Genomic DNA, 20,357 nt, shown 5'->3' with positions numbered 1-20,357 from the left:
ACTCCCGACTCCCGACTCCCGACTCCCGACTCCCGACTCCCGACTCCCGACTCCCTATAACCAAGGACTTTCTCTGCCACCCAATTGAAAATACTATTAATAAATTGAATTATAGGGGATTAAAAATGACGAAACTAGTAACCTTTAAAATAGTTGATGGTGATTTTAAAAAGGGCTTTCGGGTAATCCTAAAAATTGGGATTGATGCCAATGAAAATAATTTAATGGCTAGAGAAATTGACGGTTGGTTACCGCCAGCACCTGAGATTAACCAATTGTGCAACAGTTGGCTCTTAAGCTATCGTGCTCAAGGGAGAATCAAACTGCATCCACCGGATCGGAAACTGACAGCTCCCTCAGAACAGATAACCAACTATTCAATTATCAACTCAGCTCATGATTTAGAAGAGGCGATCAATAATTGGCTAAATTCAACCGATAGAAAGTTTCAACGCTTCCGGGATCAAGTGTTAAAATCTTTATCGACCAATGACCAGATTCGGTTTATTATTCAAACTAATAATATCAAACTTTGGCAATTGCCTTGGCATCTCTGGGATGTCTTGTCCGATTGTGATATTGAGGTTAATTTCAGTACCTCAGAATTTCCCTTACCCTCCCAAGCAATCGACCAATCTAGAAATAAAGTCAGACTATTGGCAATTCTAGGAGATGACACCGGGATTAATATCGAGAAGGATTTGGCATTACTCCAGGAGGAATTACCGGATGCAGAAATTGTCCCTTTAATCAGTCCCAAAAAAAAAGAATTAAGCCATGAATTATGGGATGAAAGGTGGGATATATTGTTTTTTGCTGGTCATAGTTTTACCCAGAAAGATAATTTACAAGGACGATTTTTCATCAATGAAGATGAAAGCCTAACCATTGAGGAGTTAAAGTATGGTCTAAGCAATGCGATTGAAAATGGTTTAAAATTGGCTATTTTTAATTCCTGTGATGGGTTAGGATTAGCAGCAGAATTGGTTAGTTTACCAATCTCGACAACCCTGGTCATGCGGGAACGGGTGCCAGATGAGGTAGCTCAGACGTTTTTAAGGTATTTTCTCAACGCATTTGCCACAAAGCAAAAATCCTTATCGGATTCAGTTTGGGAAACCCGGAAAAGATTGCAGGAGGAGGTAGAAGATAACTATCCCTGTGCCAGTTGGTTACCAGTGATATTTCAAAATCCTGCTCTGGAACCGCCAACTTGGGAAGACTTGATCCGAAATATTAGCAATCCTATTGATGATCGAGACTATCTCAAGCATAAACCCAAACTCCCAAGGGTTTTACTGGTAAGTTTGATTGTCACTATTGCAGTGATCACAATGCGATTGCTTGGGCTGTTACAAGGATCAGAATTACGTGCTTTTGACCATCTTATGGGTCTGCGACCACCTGAAAAGCCGGATGAGCGGGTTTTAGTAATTGCGGTGGATGAACCAGATATTCAGTATCAGGAAAAGATGGGTTGGTCGAGGAAAGGGTCGTTATCCGATACAGCCTTGGCAGAACTGTTGCGAAAACTCAACCGTTATCAACCGCGAGTGATTGGCTTAGATATTTATCATGACTTTGAGTTTGAACCTAACTTAGGGACTCAATTGAAACAAAATCCCCGTTTCATTGCGGTGTGCCAAATGAAAAGTAATGATCACCCTGGTATCGCTTCACCACCGGGTATGACATCACAACAGATCGGCTTTAGTGATTTCCCTCGTGACCCAGATCATATTATCCGTCGCCAACTTCTAGGGATGGGCTATCCGGATAATTGTAATACTCGTTACTCTCTAAGTTTACAAGTGGCTCTGAATTACCTAGCCGAAGAGGGAATCCCGCCGATGAAGAGAAATTCAGCAGGGGATGTAGAAATCGGTGATGTGGTGTTTCGGAAATTCGCACACAATGCTGGTGGATATCAGTTAAAGCCAGAACATGCAAGGGGATATCAGATACTCCTTAATTATCGTGCCAATAATCCCAAACAAGTTAATCTCCAAGACTTACTCAAGGGTAAACTTGACTCCCAACTGCCGGATTTAGTCAAAAATAAGATTGTCTTGATTGGGGTTGGTAAAGATTTAAAGGATGTACACCAGACTCCCTATACTAAAGGGCCATGGTCTGACAAAATACCTGGGGTTATGGTTCAAGCTCAGATGAGTAGTCAGATTATTAGTGCCGTTTTGAAGCAACGACCCTTGCTCTGGTGGTTGCCACAGTGGGGGGAAATGCTTTGGATTGGTAGTTGGTCTGTGGTGGGAGGCCTATTAGTTTGGCGTTTACATTCCCCATCCTACTTGGGAATTGCTGTTTTTGTTGGTATCAGCCTTTTATCTGGAGTCTGTTATGGTCTGTTACTCCAAGGGGGATGGATACCTTTTATACCATCAGCGTTGGCCTTAGTGGCAACCAGTGGAGCCATCGTAGTTTCTAGCATTTTTAAATCAAATGTAAACAAGGATGACAGTTTTTTATATTACCAAAAATCCCTAGATACTTGATTATATCTTGCTTTTTGCTTCTTGCATCTTGCCTTTACTAATCGCGCTTCTGTTTACATCTCAAATGTAAAGGCTAGATTTATCATCCAATTGTTTTAGATAATTTTGATAAAAAGATTATTTGTTTAAAGATTGAATAAATTTTAATCCAACTAAAGAAATGAGTCGGGCTTGATATGTAATACTTTTTTTGATCAATAAATCAGTCATCCTTAAGAGCAAGGAGACTCCCGTTATACCCGTAGGGTTAGCGGGAGACGGGGCTTATAAAGTGCGGACGCAGGTTCCGCACACAGCCCCTCAGGAATTGCGTCTTCCGACGACAAATGTGTTAGAATAAAGATGGTCAATGACCCACCCGAGACGATGGAAACAGATGCGCCTATACGAGCGAAGTCCAGTAATCTGGCGGCGCAGCCAAATCGGTAGACCGGGAAAAGAGGATGGGGCAATGGAAGTCCAACCCTTGAATCAAAAGTATATCAATACTTTGTAAAAATTCGACACATGAGAACCGCAGGGCTTGCGGGGATAGTCTGTGGAGCGAACGTAAGACCATAAAACCCCTTAAGGTGCGCTTTCCGTAGGCGAATTAAATTCGCCACGGGTCGCACCTGAGGGTGGAGGCTGTTGCTAAGAAGCAGAAAACCTAAATCGTGAGGTTTAGGAATCCCCCGCTATAATCTTTGATTTAGCGGCGGGAGGATGTCAAGAAGGTTATAGCGCTACGCGCAAGGCAAGAGGAACCCACCCCTAACCCCTCCCAGGAGGGGAAGGCAAAAGTTAACTAAAACACCTGTTCCTGCTTGTATCAATAGACCTCTTGCAAAAGTCCAATAAAAAAGATATAAATATATCAGTATGATAAAAAAAAATGACCTATCAAAAAGTTAAACATCTAACTAACCAGGAGTTCAAACGCCTTTGTGGGGTTAAGAAAGAGACTTTTGCTCAGATGGGGAAATTAGTAGAAAAAAATGAACAACAGAAGACAAAAACCGGGAGACCATCTAAATTAAGTCTAGAAAATCAAGTATTGATGACACTAGAATACTTACGAGAGTACAGAACTTACTTTCATATCGGTCAGCATTGGGGACTCAATGAATCAACAGTATACCGAATAATTCGCCTCTATCGAAAATAGTTTAATTAAGTCCTTCGAATTTAGGATTCCGGGAAAAAAACAATTATTGAAGTCAGGTAACCAAATCGATATAGCGGTTATTGATGTAACGTAAACTCCCATAGAACGCCCTAAAAAAAACCGAAAAATTACTACAGTGGTAAGAAAAAAAAGCACACCTTAAAATCTCAAGTAATCGTGGATAAAAACAGTAAAGAGATTATCTGTATTGCTTACGGTAAAGGAAAAGAGCACGATTTTAATAAGTTTTACGAATAGTAAAACTCATCGATCATTAACAACTAAATGTCTGGCCGATAAAGGATATCAAGGAATTGTAAAAATCCATCAACTGAGCCAGACTCCTCATAAAAAACCTCCCAAGAGTAAATTGTCACCTCTCCAAAAAGAAGAGAATCGGAAGTTAGCTTCACAAAGAATTATAATTGAACATGTCTACCGACATCTAAAAATAGTTAGGATTTTGTCAGAGCGATATCGTAACAGAAGAAAAAGATTCGGTTTACGCTTTAATTTGATGGCTGCAATCTATAATTACGAACTTTGTTGTAAATAAAATATTTAGCGACACTACTTTTGCAAGAGGTCTAATGTCAAACACCTTAATGGGTAGTGCTATAACTAGCTAATTGTTCTCATAGCTACCAACCTAAAGGCGTAAACGAAAAGACACTCAGCTTGAGGTCAGCACTTGAGATAGAGCATTTCCATATACATTGGGAAATGCTCTATATCCGCTCGCGTAGCTTGGCCGTAGGCCAATCCCTAGGGAAACCAAAATTGATAAGAAATGTAAAGGTTTGCAGAAAATCCCTCATTAAGGACTGATAAGGATTATGGAATCCTTTAAAAAAATTAACGTTTGTTAAACCTCTGAGTATGTATAACAAAAAGCTAGCCTTGTACAAACCTTCTTTGATCTTGACCCTGGTCTGGGTACTACTTAATTTCACCATTTACCCTCTACGAGCGCGTTCGCACTCTGTTGCCCTAAACAGTAACTCCCCCGCAAATAGTTTCTCTAAATCCGATACTCCATCAGCTCAACCAGATCTAGACTTTGACGGTGATGGTAGACCTGATCAGATTACAACAGCTGGAGGACGTTTATATTTCCTCCCACCAAATGCTACAGAACAGGAAAGCTTTGATGATGTCGGCAGACCACCGAAACGGACATCAGGAGGATCACGTGGTCTGTGTTCGGATCAGCTGATTGCTATAGTCCCTGGCAGTAGCGAGATTGTCGAGGCAACTGGCAACTGTAGTAATGACTCGAAATCTTTCTTAGCACTGACCTTAGCTGAGTCTCCTAGCTTTTGGTTTTATGTTCCTAAACAGTCTACTCCTGAACTGACGGTGGAGTTTGTACTGCTCGATCAGAACCAACACTCTCTACTACAAGAAACGATTCGGTTATCTGGAACTCCTGGTATTGTCCGTGTTCCCTTGAGCAAACCTCTAGAAACTGACCAGGTATATCGATGGCAGTTCTCTGTTGTAGTTAATCGCCGCCGCTCTGGGAATCCCAAGGTGGAAGGATTAGTAAAACGCATCATACCAGACTCTACCCTCAGTAGTAAGCTCAAGGCTGCTACTTCACCACGGGAGCGTATTGCTGTTTATGCCAGTCACGGTATTTGGCATGATGCGATGACAGCCTTAGCTGAACTACGGTACCAGAAACCAGAGGATTTGAGGTTAGAACGGGATTGGCAGGATTTCCTAGGTTCGGTGGGTTTGCGTGCGATCGCAGATTGTTGTACAGCACAGGGAGTAGGGAGTAGGGAGTAGGGAGTAGGGAGTAGGGAGTAGGGAGTAGCGATGCAGCAAGGTCTTGGGGAGAGGCTATGTGGTTGACCCACCTCCCCACCTCCCCATCTCCCTACCTCCCCACACTTCCCCCGATTCCCGATTCCCGATTCCCGATTCCCTACTCCCGATTCCCGATTCCCAATTCCCGATTCCCGATTCCCGATTACAGCCAATTTCCGACTAAAACATAGGCTCCCCAGAAATATGGAGCTTGATAACCACGGCTTTTTAAGAGCTTAACTTGAGCACGGCGCAAGGCTTCAGCTTTGGTAACCGTTGCGCCAGAATCAGCTAATTCTTGGTAAAAAGATGCCATCAGTTTAGCCGTAGAGTCATCATCAATGAACCATAGGGAAGCCATAGTACTCCTGGCTCCTGACTGAATCGCTACTCCGGCCAAGCCTAAGCTAGCACGACTATCACCATCGGCAGTTTTACAAGCACTGAGCACTAGTAATTCAATTGCTTCTAAACTATTGTCACTTCTGTTCTGGATGACATTGCTTAAATCCTTGAGATTGATTCGCTTATCCCACGCCAGCAGAAAGGTCTCGTCTGGATCTGAACTAAACTCACCGTGAGTAGCTAAATGCACCACAGGAAATGCCACTGAACTGATTAACTCTTGCCATTTTTGACTGGTAAAGTCTTGATTGAGCAATTGCTGACTGGGAATTTGGGATTTAATTTCCCCTAATTCTGTTTTAACATTGGGTAGGTTAGCGAAACCTTCATGATCAGGAAAACCCTCGCGCATGTCTGAAAGTCCAAAGGCTAAGGCATTTAACTCTACTTGAGCTAAGGGTTTGGGCTCCAGTAGACTCAAACCAGGAATGAGTGCGATCGCATAGCCTTTTTCTACTAGATACTGTTCACCATCATGAAGGGTAGCCATGGGAACATTGCGAAAGCCACCATCAAGAACAAATACTAAGGTTTTAACTTGATTGGCTTCGAGCAACCCTTCCGCCCGTCGAATTAACCAGTCATAAACCTGTTGGGATAAGGCTAGACTTTCTTTAGAAATAAAAGGTTTTTCTAGCTCTATACGGAGACTTTCTAAGGTTTGCTCAAGTTTAGCTTTAGGTAAAGCAGCGGTATAGTGAATAAATTTTCCTGATTTTGGTAATTTCACGATCACCGCTAAGCGGTCATCGAGAATAATCGGATAAACTAATGCTGCACTCGGATCGATTTGCTGCTCCCTCAATTCCACAATGTCAGAAAGGTTACACCCCAGAAAATTTTCAATTTGGGCTAGCTGGAGAGAGTCAATTGCTGCGGTAGCTTGCTTGAGCTTGTTTTGTGGGATCCGGTTATCTGCGATCGCTTTCTTTGCGATCGGTTGAGCGGTTTGATCGTCTTTCAAGAGTAAATCGACTAATTCTCGATAGACTTGCTCAACATTTTCCCGAAAGGAAAACTGCACATCTGAACTCAGAGCCAGTAAATCTTGGCGAAGAGAATCTAGGGTTTTGACCGTTGCTTGGTAAGCGGTGATTGCTTCTTCAGTTTTTCCCAGAGCTTGATAAATTCGTCCTAACTGCCATTGCCATTGATAGGCAATGTCATCGGCTTGAATTCCTTGAGCTATGGTCAGGGCTTTTTCGGTAAATTCTTGAGCTTGATACCATTGCTGAGTTTGTTCATATAGCTTACCAAGGGTACCAAGGGCATAGGATTCGGCTCGTTTATCGTCTAAAAGTTGAGCCTCTTGGAGAGCTTTGACTAATGTATGGGCAATTTCGTAAGGCTGAAGGATAAAGGATGACCGCTGAAGATTGTCTTGATGCTTGTTTGATTTTAGATCATAGGTGATCAGACTTTCGACAAAATTGATTTGAGCATAGATTGCGGTTCGACTAGCTGGTAATTTAGTAATCTCGCTGTTGAGTAATTCCTTGACTTGGTCATTAATTTTAGATTTTAATTCTTGGAGCCTTGTAGTTTTGTTTTGATCTTTGTCTTCATCCGTTAAGGTCTCTAACCAATTGTGGAAGTCAATGAGTAGACTTAATCGCTGTAGTTTCGGTTCAATATCTAAGCTGGTTGATGCTGATAATTTGCTTGACTCTTGAAGAGATTTTTGATAGTATTTTAGAGCATAATTAAACTGCTCATCAACTTTTTTTTGAACTTTTTCTTGTTGTTCTATCTGGTTATTTCTGGTGTATAATTGTTTATAGTGGTTGTACCAAGAACGTTCTGTATCTCCCAAACTCAGTAAGGTCTCTCGTTTTTCCAGAGGAGGTTGAGCTACTTTCAAACTTGCCTTAAGCACTTGCTGAGAGTGCTTCAAGTCCCCAAGGAGACGGAGAGTATTCCCAAGGCTACGTAAGCCAAGGATTTTAATCTGGGGATCAGGGGTTTGTTGAAAGGTTTGCAGCACCGTTTCAAACCTTTCTTGATTGGACAAATCGCAATTATTGTCCAGGTTTAAGGCTTGTAATAAGGTTTTACAGGTGCGACGGTGAAGTCCTAAGGCTTCCATCGCTTGAGCTTGATTAATTAGGGTACCTGTAATGCCAATGTCATCCTTTAATTGTTGATAAATCTCAGTAGCCAATTGCCAGGCTTCTAGAGCAGTGTCTGGTTGTCCTAAGGCTAATTCTAAACTACCTAGGGTGTTGAGAGCTTGGGCTTGGATTTGCTGGTAGTCTGGGCTATCCCTAAGATCTGATCCGGTCTCTAACAGCTTGAGGCTAAATGCGATCGCATCTTCCGCATCAAACCACTGTTGCAGTTTCTGGTAAGCCAAGGACAGATAACTCAATGCCATCGCCTGATGTAGTCTATCCCCTTGGGATTCATAGGCTTGTGCTGCCTGTTCCCAAGTGGTTGCTGCTTGATTAAACTGACCTTTGGTGTAGAATGCTCTGCCTTGTTCCACTAAATCTGAGGCTGACCAATCTTGAGGAATTGGCTTAACAGTTGTGGGATAGGATAAGACCGGAAGGATGCCAATGGGGAGAACTAAATTTAGGAGAAAAAAAATTAGGGTTTGTGTGCCAATTAGGGTCGCGCGAAGCATGAGGACGCTAAATCTAGGGTTTCTATTTTTAATTATCTCTCCAATGGACTATGGTGTTTCATCGTAATAGTCAGGTATATCTAAATTTTTGTCATTGCTGAGGGGCGGGATGACTATGAGTGGGGTGGGCATCTTGTCTGCCCGGAAATGAAACAGGCAAGATGCCTGTTCCACCCCTGATGCCCCTGGAAATGAAACAGGCAAGATGCCTGTTCCACACTGCATCTGTGTTCTCGATTCCCGATTCCCGATTCCCGATTCCCGATTCCCGATTCCCAATTCCCTGCTCCCTGTTCCCTAGCGCAAATAACAAGACCCAGACACCTGCCGAAATCCATCCGGTGTGACAGTAGTGGGATAAGCAGTCAGAAAGATATTGCCATCAGCATCAATCATGATGCCTTGAGCTTCTATAATCCGTTTTGGCTTAGGGGTAGTGGGGGGTTTAACAGGAGGTTTAACCAGTGCAGTCCGGGAACGATACCGTCCACGGGTAGTGGGGCGGCGTATATCTTCCCAATTGCTATTGCTGCTGATTTCACCTGGGCGAGGGGGTATGCCGCCACGTCCAGTATTGATAAAGCTACTGCTAGTGCTATTACTCGGTTGACACCGTTGGTCAAATTGAGCCTGGCCTGGGTCCGTGGGTAAGCTGTTGGGCTCCCGCTCCAGGAAGTCATTTTCGGTCTGAATATTCACCTCACCACTGTCTGTAGCGCCAGAGGCATCTATATCATTGGTGCGATTGCCTGGGATAGCTTTGCGCTCTTCAATACCAAAGATGCTGAAGGCATTGATAGTGATATTACCCCCTTGACCCATGGGAGCATTAGCAATGATATCGCTACCATTAGAATCAGTTGGGGGAAAAGCAATCAAGAATGGATTATTATCAATCGTGATGTTACCTCCGGTAGCTTGTTCGGAAGCCTGTGCGGAGATCAGACTTTCGTTTTTGAGCTGTATTAGGTCTGATATGTTTAGTATGATATTCCCTCTTTCTTCGCCTTCACTCAGTTGAGTTTTAGCGAAAAGTGTTCCGTTATTGAGCAACAGGGAATTAGCCGTAATGTCGAGATTACCAGCTACCCCTTTGTTACTGCTTACGTTTATTTCCCCTCTATCCTCAACCTTGAGGGAATCAGTATCGATGGTGATAGTACCAGCTTCACCACTGAAATCCCCAGAGCTGCTAGACACTAAACCACTGGCAATGTCACTATTAGTGGGACTAACTCCAGAGATAGTAATCTGATCAGTAGCATTGACTGTAATGGTGCCAGCATTTGCTGCAGGTTCAGGTAAGGATTCCAGAGATACACCACCAAGATTTATTTGCCCCCGCAAGAAATGACGAGTAATGCTTTCACCGGATAAGGCTTCGTCATAGACTGCGACTTCATCAATCACACCATTGAAGGGTTGGTTTAATCTTGGGTCAGCCAAAGTCCAATTTCCGATCAAGACACGAGGGTTTTGACCTTTAAAAGCACCTTGGTTGTTAGTGCTGACTTGCCTACCATCGACAAAAATGCTGTTGGTGTTGGAGTCTTGGTCATAGCTAGCCACAATGTGATACCAGGTATCTGGTTTAATGATGTTGCCTGATGTTTCCAAGTCATTGGGAAAGTCACCAAAACGGACAGAGCCGTTAGGGGTCACTCTGAAATATAGACTGTTACCTTGATCATTAGTCCCTTGATCTGCGTTATGTATCCCGACATAGGATTGATTATTAGATTGGTTAGATTCGTTTTGCTTGACCCAGGCTTCTACAGTGAAGGATTTATTGCTGATATCTAATTCCGACCCTGGTGCAATAATACCAACATCCACAGCATCATTGTTGCCATCAAATTCTCCTGCTGTGCCTGATATTCCTGGAACCCCCTGATTTACGCCATTCCTGTAGGTACCGTTGAAGCCATTGCCAGAACTGTCAACAGCCGTTACATTATTGGTTTCGTCTAAACGCCAGTAGGCTACTGGCTGATCGTCTTGCACAACCTCCTGATAGGACTGGTTGGCTAACTCAGGCACTAGAAGTCCTGGAATGAAACCGACGGTTCGTGCTTCGATCCGCCCACCATTAATAAGAGATAGGGATGAAGTATTGATTGTAATTGTTCCACCATCACCACTACCTGTGTCGTTTACAGTGCTAGAAATGATTCCATCATTCTTGAGCAGAACGGATTCTTTTGCATTCACAACAATGGAACCACCATTCTCTTCTGAGAAAGTAGAAGTAGAAATTTCACCTTGGTCTTGAACAGTTAGTTCATTGGTGTTTAACGTTATAGATCCACCTGTCCCATTCCCCCTGGTGCCAGCATCTATAGTCCCACCATTAGTCAAAGAAATGGAGTTAGCGTTAATTTCAATCTCACCACCCTTGATCATCTCACCACTCTTGCCGATCACTATTGGTGACACACTGCTGAATACACCACTAGGACATGCAACTCTATCACAGTTAAGGGGGTTGTCATCACTCCTTATCCCGTCGAAGATGACTTGATCTGCATCAATTGTGATGTTACCCCCATTTCCTTCTCCTTGTGTATCAGCAATAATGCCAGCACCATTGGTCAGGAAAAGTGACCCAGTTTTTATAGAGACATCGCCGCCCTTGCCCTCCCCCCCTGGGTTAACCCTACTTAAGATAGAACGAGGACCTTTATCCAAGGTGACTGTCTCTGTAGCAATAATCGTTACCGAACCCGCATCCCCTTTCCCTAGGGTGTTGGATTGGAGCGAGCCATTAGTTAAAACAACTGACCTTGCTTCAATCCTAATATCACCAGCATCACCTATACCTCCTCCCTCCACACTAGTGATGGCAGTACCAAATTGGGCACTCCCGATACCCCCAAAAATCACTTGATCACGGGCAAAAATTTCAATATTCCCCGAGTTACCAACTGAGTTGTCATTGGGTCGTAGATCTCCAAGTCTAACTTGCATTTGAGCGCCACCAGTTACAAAAAAGGAACCTGTGGTAATAGAAATACCACCACTGTTACCTTCGGCACCTGATCTGATAATATTGACTGGACCAGTTACTCGCTCAGTGAAGTTCTTTTCTTCATCTGGTGAGAATCCGTCAAAGGTGACTGTATCATCAGCAACAATGGTAATTTTCCCGGCATCGGCTTTACCAAAGGTACTGGTTTCGATTTGAGCACCGCCTGTGGCAAAGAGTGAACCAGTATCGATAGTAATATCCCCAGCTTTTTCGGTGCCAAAGGTGTTGCTAATAATGAAACTTTTGTCACTTTTAAGGGATATTTGACCATTTGTAATCAAGGTAATATCCCCTGCCGTCCCAGAAGCGGACGAGGCATCAATGCGATCGCTTATTTTAATCCCACCTCGATAATCGATAATCACATCACCACTATTTCCCACAAACCCACCGAAATTGTCATCAGTGCGCAGTGTTCCAATCTCAAGGGTGTTACTAGGATTAGAGCCGTTGGGTTGATACTGATTCGTTAAGAATACCAGTCCATTCGGTGCTTGAATCGAAATGTCACCAATCGTAATATCGGCACTAGTAGCAGCAGTCCCAAAGTTAGACCCTAAGTTTCCAGTATCGGTATTTCCTGGAAAACCGCCGAGTAATGTCCAATCTATGCCAGCACGAATATCTAAGGTAGGTTGACTACTGCCATCAATTACGACAGAGGTTCCGGCTTGATCAGATAAGGTAACATTGGCCAGACTAGCCAAGAACGGATTGGAATTATTAGGACTAATGGCATTATCGGCTGTATCGGTAGAGTTAATCTCCAGGTCTCCAACGGTAACACTACCTCCTGCCAAAATATGTAGTGAGGCTCCGGTATAGTTTCCTAAACTGACATCCCCATTGGCCAGAATAATGGGATCATGGGGACTGAGTAAATTTCCCGGTAACCCATCCAAATGCTCGATGCTGAAACTGCCGCCAGCGGTATAGTGAGCATCCCCTGCTACAGGATTATGCGAACGCAACCGTAAATCAGAACCAGCCAATAAACCACTATCGGTATGGTTATGGGCAGCAATATTAATTAACTGATTACCCTGAATTAACAGCAAACCACCGCTATTGGCGATAAAGGGTTGCGCTACACTATCCCTGATGCTGACCGTATCTTCTCCAAACAGAGTTAAATCCCTACCAGCCTCCAGTTGACCCTGTAAATCTAGATTGCCTGCAGCTAGAGTTAAATCTTGTCCTACTGCTAAATTCCCAGCATTTTGAATTCTTGTCCTCGGGTCATATTTGCCATACTGCAATCCTGGGGTTATATTAATGGTTAGCAGTGGCGGGGCTTCTGGAGATGTGGCACTAAACTCCTGGCCATTACCAAATACCAGGCTATTGGCGGTAGACGCGAAAAAGGAACCAGCTACATCTAATCTCGACTGCGGTCCAAACACAATACCATTAGGATTGAGCAAAAACAGATTCGCTGACCCATCTACTCCCAAAGTGCCTAGAATATTGGAGATATTACTTCCAGTTACCCGGCTTAGAATATTCTCGATTCCAGAAGGATTAGCAAAATAAACCCGTTGCAGTTCCCCTACATTAAATTTCTGAAAACTGTGGAATAGGTTAGCACCACGTTTAGCGCCACCTTCGATCTTATCTGCTATTTCTCCTTGGACAGTGGTATTTGGTATCACCACAGACCCTTCTGCACCCAAAGTCTGATCCGGAACAATATCGGCCAAGGCATAGTTTCCCGACATGGCTAGGGTTAACTCACCCAGGGCAGTTGCTATTGCCCTTGCCAAACCTGCTGTGAGGGTGATCACCTGCTTTGCTGCACCCATATTCAGTTTCAAGTTATTGCTTGAAATAGCTTCTGAACTATTATACCAGTGATGGGGAGATGGGGAGATGGGGAGATGGGTGCGATTCGTTGGCTATAAACCTTGTCCAGAAAGGGCTTGGGGGATTAGCCGCTAGCCAGACAGAGCACCACGCTCTATTTGGAACCTAGATAACTTGATAACCATGCTGGTGAGTATAAGCAAGTCCAGCCGGAGTGGAATCCTCCTGACAGCCTTACCCCTATTCATAGGAACTAACAAACCTATGGGTAAAGCGGGGTCAAACAGCGAAGCACTAGAAGCCGAATCCGGTGTTAGTAGCAGGCAAGGACTTATGGGTACGCAAGGAAGGTACGCTCAAATCATCGTTACCATCGTATGGCGCAAAGGCTGACACGCCATAGACAAAATGTCAAAGGAGGCACTGACTTCAAGGTTCCATCTCCATGAAGTGATTCCCAAAACCACACCTCCCGGTGAACAGTACCACCCTAAAAGTCCAACCAATGGTAATCAGGAACGAAGTAACCCCTGTTTGTACTCTTGGAAAGGTCGATATCCAAGTAGGTAGTTAGCCGCAAGTCATATGGGGGCAAGATTGAGCTCAGTTGCTAACGCCTAGGGTAATGCCTAGGATATGCAGACGGACTCACGTTGTAGGAAAAGAAATAGTCGCAAGTACCAATGAATAAGTCTAAAACGATGGGATTCTCCCATACGTCGGAATGGAATAAGGTCAATTGGCGTAAGTTAAAACGAGCCCTATTTAAGTTGCAAAAACGAATATTTCGAGCCTCCCAACGTGGCGATGTTCGCGCGGTTAGACGACTACAAAAAACCTTGATGAAGTCTTGGACTGCAAAAATGATTGCGGTGCGTAGGGTCACACAAGATAACAAGGGTAAGAAGACGGCTGGGGTTGATGGTATCAAATCATTAACACCATTACAACGTCTGTCCCTAGTTAACAACTTGAAAGTCTGCGGAAAGGCCAAACCAACTCGACGGGTTTGGATTCCCAAACCTGGTAAAGGTGAAAAACGCCCACTAGGCATCCCTACCATGTATGACCGAACATTGCAAGCTCTTGCCAAACTGGCATTAGAACCAGAATGGGAGGCACAATTTGAACCCAATTCATATGGGTTTAGACCAGGACGCTCAGGCCACGATGCCATCGAAGCAATATTCAACAGTATCAAACAAAAACCAAAATGGGTTCTAGATGCTGATATTGCCAAATGCTTCGATAAAATCAACCACGATGCACTTCTGAGAAAATTAAATACTTATCCATCCATGAAACGTTTAATACGTTCCTGGCTCAAGGCTGGTGTGATGGACAATGACACATTCTCCACTACAGATAAGGGCACACCACAGGGGGGAGTAATATCCCCTCTACTGGCCAACATAGCCCTTCACGGCATGGAAAAACGGATTAAACAATATGCCGAAACATTACCCGGAAAAAAACGGGATAACAAATCAGCCTTAAGTTTGGTTCGATATGCTGATGATTTTGTCATCATGCACAAAGACCTAACCGTGGTAGAAGAATGCCAGAAGGTCATCAACCTATGGTTGATGGACATGGGCTTGGAACTAAAATCAAGTAAGACCAGGATTACCCACACCATGGATGGATTTGACTTTCTCGGATTCAATGTCCGTCAATATCAGGTTGGTAAAAACCAGTCAAAACAAGGTTTTAAGACCATCATCAAACCATCTAAACAGAAAATCCACAAGCATTATGAGCAGCTTTCCTCTGTTATTGATAGATATAAAGCTGCTCCACAGAAGGCTCTAATTAGCCGACTCAAACCCATTATAACAGGTTGGTGTAATTATTACAGCACAGTCTGTAGCAAAGAAACCTTCAACGACCTGGGGAATATGTTATGGAATAAACTCCAACGGTGGGGGTACAGAAGGCATCCAAAGAAATCAAAAACCTGGGTAAACCAGAAATATTGGGGAACCATCTCAAACGACAACTGGGTATTCATGGCACAGGAAGATAACTATCTACCGAAACATGCTTTGACACCAATTGTTAGACATGTCAAAGTCAAAGAATCCAGAAGTCCTTACGATGGAGACCTAATCTATTGGAGTACCAGAATGGGTAAGCATCCTGTTTTGACCAATCAAAAGGCCAGACTTTTAAAAAGGCAAAAAGGGAAGTGCTCCCACTGTGGTCTTACCTTTAGGGACGAAGATTTATTGGAAACACATCACATTATACCGCGCTCCATTGGTGGAAATAACACAGACGACAATCTGGAACTACTTCACCTACATTGCCACGATGTCAGACACGGTTCTACCGTAAAAACCAGTCATGAGCTTGATGCCCATCCCTGGTAGAGGTACCAATGTCAATGGTTCCTACAACGAGGAGCCGGGTGAAGGGAAACTTTCACGCCCGGTTTTGAAGACGAGTCAGTGAGGTGACTCACTGGCTTAGTTTAATGGAGGTTGAATTTTAGCGATCGCTTTTGCTGATCAACTTACGATTTATTTTATCGAAACTTAACATAATCTGGCTCTAAGCTTTACATTTCTTGACGAAATAATATTCACAATTCATTTAATATTTCTTTAAACAACGGGAAAAGCGGTCTGGGGCAGTGGCAAATTGCACAGATGTGATTAGCCTATGCTGGTGCCTATCGCCCAATGCCATGCCCTAAAGACACCAGTAAATCCCCATAATTGTTTAGTTTTATTAAGAAAACCCCGAAAAGACGGTTTTTGTTCACCTTTGGTGTAGCCTATCCCTAAGCTCCGGCAAATATTCTGTATACCCTAGCACATTTTGAAATACCGATACGCCATGTTAAGGCAATTGTAAGCATATGGGCTACGCGCACGCTGCGCTAACAGCCGTCAGCCGTCAGCCGTCAGCTTAAAACAAACTATCTAGCTGACGACTTCAACGGACTCAAAGCCAAAGACTATGAATTCCTCGCTCAGGCGAGGGAACTAACGTGTAAGTTGATAGCTGATAGCTGATACGCGACACGCTGATAGCTGATAGCTGACGGGCAATTATCGGTGGTTGCTTTATATCCAGAAGCTAGTCAAGGGCAAATAGTACATTTAGTACATTACTAATAAAACTATGAACCAGAACAAGCGTCAGGCATACTGGCGTGCCAACGTCGCATTAATTCGGAATCTCCTAATTGTTTGGGCATTCGTATCCGTTGTATGCAGCATTCTGCTCGTAACATTACTCAACAATGTCAGTGTAGGGAATATTCCCCTAGGCTTCTGGTTTGCACAACAAGGGAGTATTTTTACCTTTGTTGTCCTAATTTTTATCTACGCTATACAGATGGATAAAATTGACCGTAAATACAAAAAGTAATGTTGAATGTTGGCAACTAAATTTGGAAATAAATGGCGTTGCTTAACTAAAGTATACTATCAAGTATAGTTGTTTATAGTTAGCAATTAGCACTTACAATTTAGGAATTGTAATAGGGAAATTCTATAGTATTTTTAAATCAAAAAATACCGTTTTTTAATTACTAACAATCCCTATATGGGGTTTCTCATAGTAATGATGTACATAGGATTTTTTCCCGATTCCCGATTCCCGATTCCCGATTCCCGATTCCCTGCGCGCAGCGCTATAGCAATTATTAAGACAAAGAAATATCTATGACAGTTGAAGCTTGGACCAGTGTATTGGTCATTATTTCCTTTATTCTCTACCTTTACATTGGTTGGCGCTCTCGGGTGCGCGATAGTAAAGGGTTTTTCGTAGCAGATCAGGGTGTTCCCGCTGTTGCTAATGGTGCTGCTACAGCAGCGGATTGGATGTCTGCTGCTTCCTTTATTTCTATGGCAGGGCTAATCTCTTTCTTAGGATATGATGGCTCAATTTACCTGATGGGCTGGACAGGAGGATATGTCCTACTAGCGCTATTGTTAGCCCCTTACCTGCGGAAGTTTGGAAAATATACAGTACCGGACTTTGTAGGAGACCGCTATTACTCGAATGTTGCTCGGTTGGTAGCAGTAATTGCTGCTATTTTTGTCTCCTTAACCTATGTCGCAGGACAGATGCGAGGGGTAGGTATTGTATTTAGCCGCTTTCTGCAAGTGGATATCGGTCAGGGTGTAGTGATTGGCATGGTGATTGTGGCATTTTTTGCCGTGCTGGGGGGGATGAAAGGAATTACCTGGACTCAAGTAACCCAGTATGGCGTGTTGATTGTGGCTTACCTGATTCCAGCGATTGCGATCGCAACTCTACTGACCGACAACCCGATTCCCCAGCTAGGATTCACCTTCAGTGACATTATCCCCAAACTCAATCAAATTCAGGTAGATCTGGGTTTCCAGGAATACACTAAACCCTTTGCCAACAAGTCCATGGTGGATGTCTTATTTATCACCATCGCCTTGATGGTCGGTACTGCTGGACTTCCCCATGTGATTGTACGCTTTTACACCGTACGCAATGCTAGAGCTGCTCGTTATTCCGCTGGCTGGGCGCTATTATTCATTGCCATACTCTACACCACAGCTCCCGCCGTTGCTGCCTTTGCCCGCTATAACCTGATTGATAGCCTCCATAACCATACCATTGAGGAAGTGCGTCAGCTCGACTGGGCAACCAAATGGGAAAATACTGGTTTATTGGCGTTTGACGATAAAAACGGCAATGGCAAGATTGAGCTCAAACCGGACAAAGACACCAATGAAATAAAGATTGACCGAGATATCATCGTACTCTCCACACCAGAGGTAGCCAAACTTGCTCCCTGGGTGATTGCCCTAGTAGCAGCAGGAGGACTAGCCGCCGCTCTATCCACTGCATCAGGATTACTGCTAGTGATTTCTAGCTCAATCGCCCACGATGTCTACTACCGCATCATTAATCCTAGGGCATCGGAGTCCCAACGATTGATGGTAGGTCGAATTATGGTAATTGCTGCCATTGCCATTGCCGGTTACTTTGGTATCAATCCCCCTGGATTTGTAGCCCAAGTGGTAGCCTTTGCCTTTGGCTTAGCCGCTGCCAGCTTTTTCCCAGTGATTCTGCTAGGGGTATTTGATAAGCGAACCAACCGAGAAGGGGCAATTGCTGGCATGGTGGTAGGGTTAATTTTTACCACCGTTTACATCATTGGGGTGAAATTCTATAGTATGACACCCTGGTTTTTCGGTATTTCCCCTGAGGGGATTGGTACCGTAGGGATGGTGCTTAATTTCATCGTGACTGTAGTCGTTTCTCGCCTGACACCCCCACCTCCAGCAGAAATTCAAGAGATGGTGGAAATGTTGCGAACACCCGGTGATCAGCCCCCAGCCCTTCACGATCTCGGTGAAGAGGAGTTGGATTGATCAAGGTTGAAAGTTGAAAGTTGAAAGTTGAAAGTTGAAAGTTGAAAGTTGAAAGTTGAAAGTTGAAAGTTGAAGGTTATGGGGTTGAAGGTTATGGGGTTGAAGGTTATGGGGTTGAAGGTTATGGGGTTGTTCGGCTTTGGCGTTCGGTATAGGGTAGGACATAAAAGATCTAAAGCTTGAGATCTAAAGCTTAGGGAGATTTCCCCTCACCGCGATAGTTGAAACTAAACTAGCGCTTACTCAATACCATCTAACCGTCTAACCGTCTAACCATCTAACCATCTAACCATCTAACCTTCAACCATCTAACCTTCAACCATCTAACCTTCAACCATCTAACCTTCAACCGTCTAACCTTCAACCGTCTAACCTTCAACCGTCTAACCTTCAACCGTCTAACCTTCAACCGTCTAACCTTCAACCATCTAACCTTCAACCATCTAACCTTCAACCATCTAACCCTCAACCGTACCTGCAACCTTAAACTAATTCAGCTCTTTTCTCTGTAGACTATTTGCAGGCACTCAACATGCAAATGGAAGTCTATGCTACGCCTTAAAATCTCCTTAGCTAACTTACTGCTGATTGTTGCTACTAGCTTGACAATCGTCCTGCTGTGGCAACTGAGAGCTTTGCTAGTAGTACTGATGATTGCAGTAGTGCTCGCATCTACTCTAGCGCCAATTATTGATAGTGCTGAAAAGTTAAGGATTCCCCGCTGGCTAGCGGTTATTCTGGTTTATTTAGGCTTAATCGCTGGTTTGACAGGGATCGGCTTAGTGATTGGACCAACAGTAGCTCAGCAAATTCAGCGTTTATTTCGGAAACTGCCAACGTATTTGGAGGTTTTAACCTCTTTGTTAGATGCTTTAGCGATTCGCCTAGGGATGACTGAACTAGCTCTGAGTAAAATGTTTGATGCTGGCACCGTTACCTCTTGGGTGATTCGTTCCTCTCAACAGTTGCTAGTGCAGTCCTATGGATTGACACGGAATCTTATTGCTGGAGTATTTACCGTAATTCTGGCAACACTGCTGTCTGGTTATATGTTAGCTGGCTCTGAACAATTAATTAAAGGGGGGGTAAGTTTGTTTCCCAAACCCTGGGATGAAAAATTAGCAGCCCAGGTCAAGCCAGTCAGCCAACGGATGGGGGGTTACATCCAGGGGCGAGTGGTGGTTTCAGGAATTTTAGGCATGGCGATTACTGTTGGTTTAAAATTTTTGGGACTGTCAGAGTTTGCCTTGGGTTTGGGTGTAATTGCTGGAGTTACCAATTTGATTCCCTTCTTTGGTCCGGTTTTAGGAGCAATTCCAGCATTGATTGTGGCAATTGCTCAAGGGGGATGGACTTTCTCCTGGGTATTGCTACTATTTGTGATTATTCAGAATCTGGAAACCTATATTCTTGACCCCCTACTGGTGGGGTCTTCTGTAAGAGTTCACCCCTTATATCAGTTGTTGGCAGTGCTAGGTGGTGCAAAGGTTTTGGGGATTCTTGGTGCTTTGATTGTTCCCCCTTGGGTAGCTGGTGCAGCTCTGGTACTAGAAAATTTGTACTTGAAGCCGAAACTGGAGGCGGAACAAAATGCTGCTACTATCTCGGCAGCTTCTGACTCAGATGCCTCAAATGCTCTTTCCCTTTAGGGTTA

Annotated in this window: 12 protein-coding genes and 1 pseudogene; 9 read left to right on the top strand and 4 right to left on the bottom strand. The window is 43.8% G+C overall.

Features of this window, described 5'->3' with window-relative positions:
• The 5 genes and pseudogenes from BJP37_RS02700 to BJP37_RS38275 all read left to right on the top strand — a co-directional run.
• Positions 1–2,513: CHASE2 domain-containing protein (locus BJP37_RS02700; RefSeq protein WP_158069373.1), on the top strand; the 2,513-nt coding region annotated here is incomplete at its 5' end.
• Between the two features lie 349 nt (positions 2,514–2,862).
• The gene (locus BJP37_RS38280; protein WP_158069372.1) at positions 2,863–3,009 is read left to right on the top strand and encodes a hypothetical protein; all 147 of its coding nucleotides are present in this window, start codon (positions 2,863–2,865) and stop codon (positions 3,007–3,009) included.
• 378 nt (positions 3,010–3,387) lie between these two features.
• Positions 3,388–4,216: pseudogene (locus BJP37_RS02695) on the top strand (IS5 family transposase).
• Between the two features lie 323 nt (positions 4,217–4,539).
• Positions 4,540–5,454, top strand: a complete 915-nt coding sequence (locus tag BJP37_RS02690; RefSeq protein WP_075896272.1) for a DUF928 domain-containing protein — start codon at positions 4,540–4,542, stop codon at positions 5,452–5,454.
• Between the two features lie 43 nt (positions 5,455–5,497).
• The gene (locus BJP37_RS38275; RefSeq protein WP_158069371.1) at positions 5,498–5,659 is read left to right on the top strand and encodes a hypothetical protein; all 162 of its coding nucleotides are present in this window, start codon (positions 5,498–5,500) and stop codon (positions 5,657–5,659) included.
• On the opposite strand, the gene BJP37_RS02685 is transcribed toward BJP37_RS38275, so the two are convergent.
• The 3 genes from BJP37_RS02685 to BJP37_RS34135 form a co-directional block, all read right to left on the bottom strand.
• On the bottom strand, positions 5,639–8,506 hold the full coding sequence (locus BJP37_RS02685) for a CHAT domain-containing protein (RefSeq protein WP_075896270.1): 2,868 nt from the start codon (positions 8,504–8,506) through the stop codon (positions 5,639–5,641). The genes BJP37_RS38275 and BJP37_RS02685 overlap by 21 nt on opposite strands.
• Positions 8,507–8,554: 48 nt before the next feature.
• Complete coding sequence (locus BJP37_RS02680; RefSeq protein ID WP_158069370.1) at positions 8,555–8,710, bottom strand: hypothetical protein; 156 nt, start codon at positions 8,708–8,710, stop codon at positions 8,555–8,557.
• A 93-nt stretch (positions 8,711–8,803) separates the two neighbouring features.
• Positions 8,804–13,336, bottom strand: coding sequence for a two-partner secretion domain-containing protein (locus tag BJP37_RS34135; protein ID WP_081431039.1), 4,533 nt, complete (start codon positions 13,334–13,336; stop codon positions 8,804–8,806).
• 684 nt (positions 13,337–14,020) lie between these two features.
• On the opposite strand from BJP37_RS34135, the gene ltrA reads away from it, so the two are divergent.
• The 3 genes from ltrA to BJP37_RS02655 all read left to right on the top strand — a co-directional run bounded on the left by ltrA (position 14,021) and on the right by BJP37_RS02655 (position 18,703).
• Positions 14,021–15,709 (top strand): group II intron reverse transcriptase/maturase, encoded by a 1,689-nt coding sequence (ltrA, locus tag BJP37_RS02665; protein ID WP_075896266.1) that lies wholly within the window; start codon positions 14,021–14,023, stop codon positions 15,707–15,709.
• Between the two features lie 757 nt (positions 15,710–16,466).
• Positions 16,467–16,715 carry a DUF4212 domain-containing protein gene (locus BJP37_RS02660; RefSeq protein ID WP_075896264.1) on the top strand — a complete coding sequence of 83 codons (249 nt, stop codon included), beginning with the start codon at positions 16,467–16,469 and terminating at the stop codon, positions 16,713–16,715.
• 296 nt (positions 16,716–17,011) lie between these two features.
• Entirely contained in the window at positions 17,012–18,703 is a 1,692-nt protein-coding gene (locus tag BJP37_RS02655) for a sodium:solute symporter family protein (RefSeq protein ID WP_075896262.1), read from the top strand.
• Here BJP37_RS02655 and BJP37_RS38270 read toward each other — a convergent pair whose 3' ends face one another.
• Entirely contained in the window at positions 18,704–18,868 is a 165-nt protein-coding gene (locus BJP37_RS38270) for a hypothetical protein (protein WP_158069369.1), read from the bottom strand.
• A gap of 383 nt (positions 18,869–19,251) precedes the next feature.
• On the opposite strand from BJP37_RS38270, the gene BJP37_RS02645 reads away from it, so the two are divergent.
• Positions 19,252–20,352, top strand: a complete 1,101-nt coding sequence (locus BJP37_RS02645; protein ID WP_075896260.1) for an AI-2E family transporter — start codon at positions 19,252–19,254, stop codon at positions 20,350–20,352.
• Positions 20,353–20,357 lie beyond the last annotated feature (5 nt).

The sequence above is a fragment of the Moorena bouillonii PNG genome (assembly GCF_001942495.1).
GTDB lineage: Bacteria > Cyanobacteriota > Cyanobacteriia > Cyanobacteriales > Coleofasciculaceae > Moorena > Moorena bouillonii.
Note: the sequence above shows the minus strand (reverse complement) of the source record. Positions and strands in the feature narration are given on the sequence as shown.

Excerpts from the sequence above, each read along its gene's own strand:
- BJP37_RS38280 (WP_158069372.1), top strand. The coding sequence starts at position 2,863 with ATGACCCACCCGAGACGATGGAAACAGATGCGCCTATACGAGCGAAGT.
- BJP37_RS02690 (WP_075896272.1), top strand. The coding sequence starts at position 4,540 with ATGTATAACAAAAAGCTAGCCTTGTACAAACCTTCTTTGATCTTGACC.
- BJP37_RS02685 (WP_075896270.1), bottom strand. The coding sequence starts at position 8,506 with ATGCTTCGCGCGACCCTAATTGGCACACAAACCCTAATTTTTTTTCTC.
- BJP37_RS34135 (WP_081431039.1), bottom strand. The coding sequence starts at position 13,336 with ATGGGTGCAGCAAAGCAGGTGATCACCCTCACAGCAGGTTTGGCAAGG.
- ltrA (WP_075896266.1), top strand. The coding sequence starts at position 14,021 with ATGAATAAGTCTAAAACGATGGGATTCTCCCATACGTCGGAATGGAAT.
- BJP37_RS02660 (WP_075896264.1), top strand. The coding sequence starts at position 16,467 with ATGAACCAGAACAAGCGTCAGGCATACTGGCGTGCCAACGTCGCATTA.
- BJP37_RS02655 (WP_075896262.1), top strand. The coding sequence starts at position 17,012 with ATGACAGTTGAAGCTTGGACCAGTGTATTGGTCATTATTTCCTTTATT.
- BJP37_RS38270 (WP_158069369.1), bottom strand. The coding sequence starts at position 18,868 with ATGTCCTACCCTATACCGAACGCCAAAGCCGAACAACCCCATAACCTT.
- BJP37_RS02645 (WP_075896260.1), top strand. The coding sequence starts at position 19,252 with ATGCTACGCCTTAAAATCTCCTTAGCTAACTTACTGCTGATTGTTGCT.